We start from the raw sequence: 6,587 nt of genomic DNA on the forward strand, positions 1-6,587 counted from the left end.
GATAGCTGTTTAATTTTCACTTAAAGCAGCTAATTCGGCCCGACGTTGCTTTAATTCAAACTCTAATTGTTGAATTTCTTGTAATAATTCTTGACGTCTTCTTTCACCAGAATGCTGTTGTCGAATAAAATAAGCATCGATTTGGGGCCATAATTGTACTCCCCAATCTTTACTCGCTGTTCTCAATTCATGTAAAATTTCAACACTACCATCGGGTTCTAAAATAAATAATGTATATAATCGTTCAGTAGCATTTTGTTTTTGTTTTTTCTTTTCACAAAATAAGTATAATCCGGGTTTTTGTGTTGATAATTGATCACATTGATTCACAAAACCGCCGAGAATTGAATAACCATCGGTGCGACTTTTATCCAAACCTTCAACTAATTTACACCAATTTCCGGTTTTAATTAAAAATCGAGTTTGCCAAAATCCGGGTGCATTTAAAAACGCTTCTCTTAAATTAACTAAAATTGCTTGACTCATGATTCTAATCGTAAGAAATAGAAAAGTTTATTGTATTTTATATCTTATAGCCAGCCAAGAAGGTTGGGAGAGCCAAACCCTACCCTAAAATACTAGATTTGAGTTTGTTGATAAAATTTTTCTAACGCTTTCACACCGCTTGTATCCTCATAAAGTTGATATTGATTTTGCTTGATTTTTTCTCGAATCATCAATCTCCATTCAGGATTTAAACCTAACTTTACTGCTATTTTAATATATTCTTCTTGATTTTGAGCAATAATTTCTGTGATTCCTAATCGTTTTAAAATTCCCGCAGATTGACGACTTCGCATCCATTTTCCCTCACAGGTGACAAGAGGAAGACCACAGGATAAACTATCTAAAGTGGTTAAAAATCCCGTAAATTGAATGGAATCTAAACCAATATCTGCTAGTAAATTTAATTGTAAATAATTTTCTTTATCTAAACGAGGTAAAATTACACAATAATCTTCACTGTTTAAATAATTTTGAGCAAAGGTTCGTTTTAACCGTTGTTTAAACTTTTCGGTAATAGCTTTATTCCAATGGGAAATCAATATAAATTGAACGGATTTAACTTGTTTAGTGATCGCCACTAAAATTTGATCAAAATCCGGTAAATACTTAAATAAAGATTGACAAGATAAATATAAAATCGAATCAGATTTTAAGCCAAAATCCGAACGGCTTTTTATAACTTCTGGTAATAAAATCTTATGATAATTAATGCCTAAATTCGGTAAACGAATTAACATTTCTGAATAATGGGTTTCAGCATTTAAAGGTTCTAAGAATTCTGCTGATATAAAATAATCAATTGTTGGTAAACCCGTTGTTACGGGATGTCCCCAAGCGACACATTGAGTCGGGGCGAGTCGTAACCCTGCAATTTGTGTCATTTGCGGGCACATTCCAATATCTAAAAAAACAAGAATATCTAATTCATCCTTTAAAATTTGCTCAACAATTTTCTCTATATTACTATTAATATGATAAAAATAATCACTATAAAGTTCAAATAAATTTGTAATAGAATCTGCTTTTTCTCCTGTAAAATAACAATAAATTTCAAATTGATTGTGTTCGCAATTTCTCAACCAACCTAAAAAAACTAATCCTACAGTATGCCAAATTAAATGAGGTGAAATATATCCGATTTTGATTTTTTGATTTTCCTTGAAAGAACGTAAAGTCAACGGTTTTGTCCATTCAGGATAATTAGCGTTCATCACTTGATGAACCCATTTTCCATATTGTTGTTGTAAGTCTAAATCATCATATCCTTGATATTGTAAATAAAAATAAGTTCCCCGTCCAATTGCTTTTAAGGCTTGATGTCTAACCTCTAAATTCTCTAAATCGGTTTCTTGGATTAATTGTGTTAATTTTTGGGTAAAATGTTCTCGATAAACTGCAATTTCTTCAATCTGATCATATAAAATCGGAAGTAAAGATTGTTCAACCCATTTAACCGAAATCTGATCAGGAAATCGATCAACCGCCTGTGCTGCGATTTGTAATGCTGTTTGAGTTTCTCCTAAATTTTGCCAAGCTAAAATTAAAGCCAAATATAACTCAACTTCATCAGGAAACTGTTGTAAACCTTGTTCATAAGTGTTCACCGCTTCTTCCCAATCATCTAAATTTTGGTAACAATTTCCTAATTTTAAATAAATCTCAACCGTTGCTCCTTGAGCTTGTAAAACCTTCCCATAAAATTGAATCGCCGTTTCATATTGATGTTGAGATTCTGCCGCTAACCCAAAATATAAATCAGCTTGTTGAGAATTTTGGTTAACCGTTAAAGCTAATGCCATTTGATAGAATAAATCAGAATCATGGGGATTAACAGTTAACCCAGTTTCATAAATGGCGATCGCTTTTTTAACTCGATTTTGTCCTAAAAACAGATTTCCTAATTTTAAATATCCGATTGTCGCCTTCGGTTGTCGTTCAATCGCCTGATAATAATAGAATTCTGCGGCTTCCCATTCTCCAGATTCTGCCCAAATATCCCCTAACTTTAAACACCCTTCAATCCCTTGAGAATCTAACTCAATTTCTTGTTCATACGCTAGAATTGCTTCTGTAATATTCCCTAATTTTTCCCAAATTAAACCCAACTGATAATAGTAACACCCTTGACTTCCATCTAATTCTAAACTGCGTTCTAAAGCAACCAACCCATCCTGATTTTGATCCAGATAATAATAAACCCTCGATAACCCATACCATCCCTCAACAGAATCAGGATTTGATCCTAAAATTTTCTGATATTTTACCTTTGCTTCCTCAAAATATCCAGCCTGTTCTAATGCCAACGCTTCAGCATAAAATCCTTTAATATTAATGTTTAATTGCTCATCATTCATATTAATTAGTGATAGGGTACGTTAGCAATTAGCAAACGCACCCAAAAACAGTTAAGAACGCATCGGACGAATTTGATTTCCTTGGGGCCAAGGATTGTTCCCCGGTCGATTCATTCCAGGGACTCCGGGGCGATTCATTCCAGGTTGATTTCCGAGGGGACGTCCTCCTGGTTGATTTTGGAGTCTTTGAACCCGTAACGAGTCAGAGGTCAAGTCATCTAAGGTTAAAGCCGCCGTTTGACGAATTTGGCGATCGCTCGTTTGTAGTGCTTCTGTCACACCCGTAATCGCCGAGGCTTGGATATTCCCCAACGCAAAAGCCGCCCGCGCCCGAACCCCCATATCCGGGTCATTCAAAGCGACTTTCAAAGCCGGAATCGCCACAGAACCCATCCGTTTTAACGCAATCGCCGCCGCCAGTCGGACTTCTTCGTTAGAGTCTTTCAACGCCTGAATTAACGGAGGAATAGCCTCTGTCGCCTCTGAACCCATCACACCCAAGCCAAAAGCCGCCCCCTGACGCACAGGAGTCTCAGGATCATTCAATGCGACGGTTAGCTGTTGAAGTGCTTGTTGTAAAGCTTCTGGTGATGCTGTCCCAATTTGTTTCAAGGCCACCGCCACATCCATCCGCACCGCAGACACCGGATCTTTCAGTGCTGATAGCAGTGCCGGAATGGCATCCACCCCCTCACGACCCATCGCTCCCAACGCAAAAGCGGCACCTCGGCGAATGCTTTCTTGGTCATCCCTTAAGGCTTCCACTAAAATTGGAATGGCGGGAGAACCCAAGGTTTTTAAGGTTTTAATGGCTTCTAAACGGTTTTGTCGGTTCGTATCGGTCAATTTTTGCAATTGATCAATCACTTCCGTTGTCGTTGTGACTTGAGTTTGGGTATTTCCCGTCAATAATAGCACCATTGATAAACATAACAATGCTAATTTTGAGGAACGAAACCCATCAAATTTGGTGTTGGTTTCCATAAAACAATCCGAGGTTTTAGGTTATATCGAAATCGGACTATCGGTTAGCACATCAACAAGGATTTTTTAGGCTTTTATTTCTGATTCTCTCCTATAAATTAAAGTCAAAGTTGTTACTAAAAACAAAATCTAAATCCAGGGATAATTGAGCGGGTAAGAACCCATCATTAATGATGACACCTAAAATTCTCCCGTCCAATAATTCTACAATAATATCATTCAATTGATCACCATTGAGATCATTGTCTTGGGGTAACAAATCAAACCGATCTCGAAATAATGAGTTCGGATCAATGGCAGTTCCTACAGGCACAGCAATTTTATCTCCTGTAAATAAATTAGTTCCCGCTTCAAATTGTCGAATTTCGTCTACATCTCGAACAAAAAAGCTGGCTTCACCGGGATCAAAAATCAAGGTATCATTCCCTAAACCCCCGGTTAATGTATCAACACCCGCATCCCCATCTACAATATCATTTCCAATATCACCAAAGAGTAGATCATTGTTTTCATCTCCATACAAGGTATCATTCCCTTGACCTCCATAAAGGCTATCTGCATTTAATCCGCCTTCTTGGGTATCATTCCCTAAATTACCAAAGATTAAATCATTATTAACTCCAGCAAAAATTCGATCATCATCTTGACCCCCAAATATTGTATCAAATCCATTAGATGAAATCAGAGTATCATTCCCTTGATTCCCATTTACTAAGAGATTATCGTTCACATTAGAACTTTGTAAATTATCATTTCCTTGCAATAACAGTATTCCATCTCGGTAGGCAGAAACTTGACCTGGAAATACAGCAATATTATCATCTTGAGGGCTTCCTAATAGTGCTATTACCCCTGGAATTGTGCTGGGAGTCAGAAAATTAGCCATAATGAAAATAATCCTAAATCGGCAATTGTCTAGTGATCTTCTGTGAGTTTAACACAGTCATAATTCATTAGCTAGATTCTATCCTCTTGCTAAAATTAATCTACAACAGTTACTCCTGAAATGCCAAACGCCATTACTTCTATTTTTCTATCTTTAGATAGAGGTACAATTTTAACTAGAAGTGATCTTGATTAACTCAACTTTCCCTTCTCTTAATGATCAGGTTTAAGGTTGACTTGAACCTCAAGACAACAGGATTTTAACAATTGTTCCTCAACCTCGTTCAAATAGCCATTAATCTTTTAATTATTTCAGAGGGTGAGAGAGATCAGTTAAAATAGAGTTATAGATAAAAAAGGCTTGTTGACGAGACATCGCTGGCAAAAAATCGTAATCAGGATGACAGTAAATTTTATAATAAAATTCGAGATCTATGGCTTGATTTTCTTGCATATTTTGATAGGTTTTTTGCTGAGAATGTAATCTAAATAATGAAAGCGTTTCGTTAACAAAACCGACTTTAAAATGCCCTAATATCCTCCACCATAAATCTAAATCGACTAACTGATTTAATTGCGGATCAAAACCTGCTACAATTTCAAATATTGATTTTCTCAATAATACTGTACTCGGTTCCCCAATTTTATTAATCGGATGTTGCCATAAATTCGGATCAGCTAAAAGTTCTGTCCCCCATTGAATTAAGTTTAAATTGAACCAACTTTGATGTAAATTTGCAAATTCTTGATAAACATTAATCAGATCTAAATCAATATTATCTTGATTATAAAAAAACATTTCTCTCGGTGAAAAAACCAACCCAATATCAAAATCTGTTTCTGCTAAATTCACCATTTTTTCAATACAATTCGGCTTTAATATATCATCTTGATAGAGAAATTTAATATATTTTCCTTGAGATTGATTAATACAAAAATTACTATTTTCGGCAAGTCCGAGCGGGTGATGGGTTAAAATAGAAATAGGAATAGAAGTTTTTTCTTGGAAAGATTGAGCGATCGCTAATGTATAATCTTGAGATTGATCATCAGAAATAATTAATTCTATAGCGGAATAGGTTTGAGATAAAACACTCGATATCGCTTCAGCAATAAATTGTTCTCCGTTATAAGTAGGAATACAAACACTAACTAACGGTAATTCTTTGACTTCTAACCTTAAATTATCTGTTAATAAAATATGATTAATTCTTAAATCATATAGATTTTTATTGACTTTATAAATATTATAATTTTTGAGATTATTTTTAAATTGAAATTCCCATTCAAACTGTTCTAAAATTATTACATTTTCTTTTACAATTATCTCATTTTCCCAAATAAATTTTCTAAAAATTGAGCCAGAGTGACCGTTACCATCAACCCCAACAACCTCCAAATTGTTATCTAAAATCCGAATAGCTTCTTGCAAACCTTCCGAGGAAAATATAACCGGATAGGGTAGCCAAATAATCAACTCTCCTTGAGCTTGTGAAATGGCTTGATGATAAATATTTTCGGTTTTTAAAGAATTTTCAAAGCCTAAAATTTGATGACCTTGTGCTTTTAAATAATTGAGAATATCTGCTAAATCTAAATTCAATAAATTGCGATCGCCTAAAACAATAATTTCATAATTAACCTCTAAATTATACTCTAAACTCGTAATAATATCCAACAAAAATTCCCTCTGTTGCCAGTAGGGAATAATCACAGATAATTTAATATTTTCTATCTCTAAAATATTTTGCATAACCTGAAACAAGCATTGACAGTTACCGAGTACCTAATTTGTGGTCAAAACCCGTAGGGGTTGGGTCTCCCAACCCTCCTAGTACCTGAGTTGGGTACTTCACA

5 protein-coding genes are annotated in these 6,587 nt (G+C 35.1%); all 5 read right to left on the minus strand.

Annotation, left to right across the window (positions count from 1 at the left end):
* Positions 1-9: 9 nt before the first annotated feature.
* Positions 10-486: a hypothetical protein gene (locus ACKPEB_RS13355; protein WP_408965416.1), complete on the minus strand. Its 477-nt coding sequence runs from the start codon at positions 484-486 to the stop codon at positions 10-12.
* Positions 487-578: 92 nt separating this feature from the next.
* Positions 579-2,861 (minus strand): tetratricopeptide repeat protein, encoded by a 2,283-nt coding sequence (locus ACKPEB_RS13360; RefSeq protein ID WP_408965417.1) that lies wholly within the window; start codon positions 2,859-2,861, stop codon positions 579-581.
* Positions 2,862-2,912: 51 nt separating this feature from the next.
* The gene (locus tag ACKPEB_RS13365; RefSeq protein WP_408965418.1) at positions 2,913-3,845 is read right to left on the minus strand and encodes a HEAT repeat domain-containing protein; all 933 of its coding nucleotides are present in this window, start codon (positions 3,843-3,845) and stop codon (positions 2,913-2,915) included.
* A gap of 91 nt (positions 3,846-3,936) precedes the next feature.
* A complete protein-coding gene (locus ACKPEB_RS13370) occupies positions 3,937-4,731 on the minus strand; it encodes a calcium-binding protein (RefSeq protein WP_408965419.1) in 795 nt (264 codons plus the stop codon).
* Positions 4,732-5,037: 306 nt separating this feature from the next.
* The gene (locus ACKPEB_RS13375) at positions 5,038-6,483 is read right to left on the minus strand and encodes a glycosyltransferase family 2 protein (protein ID WP_408965420.1); all 1,446 of its coding nucleotides are present in this window, start codon (positions 6,481-6,483) and stop codon (positions 5,038-5,040) included.
* Positions 6,484-6,587: the final 104 nt, after the last annotated feature.

This window comes from Planktothrix sp., from assembly GCF_046067725.1.
Classification (GTDB): domain Bacteria; phylum Cyanobacteriota; class Cyanobacteriia; order Cyanobacteriales; family Microcoleaceae; genus Planktothrix.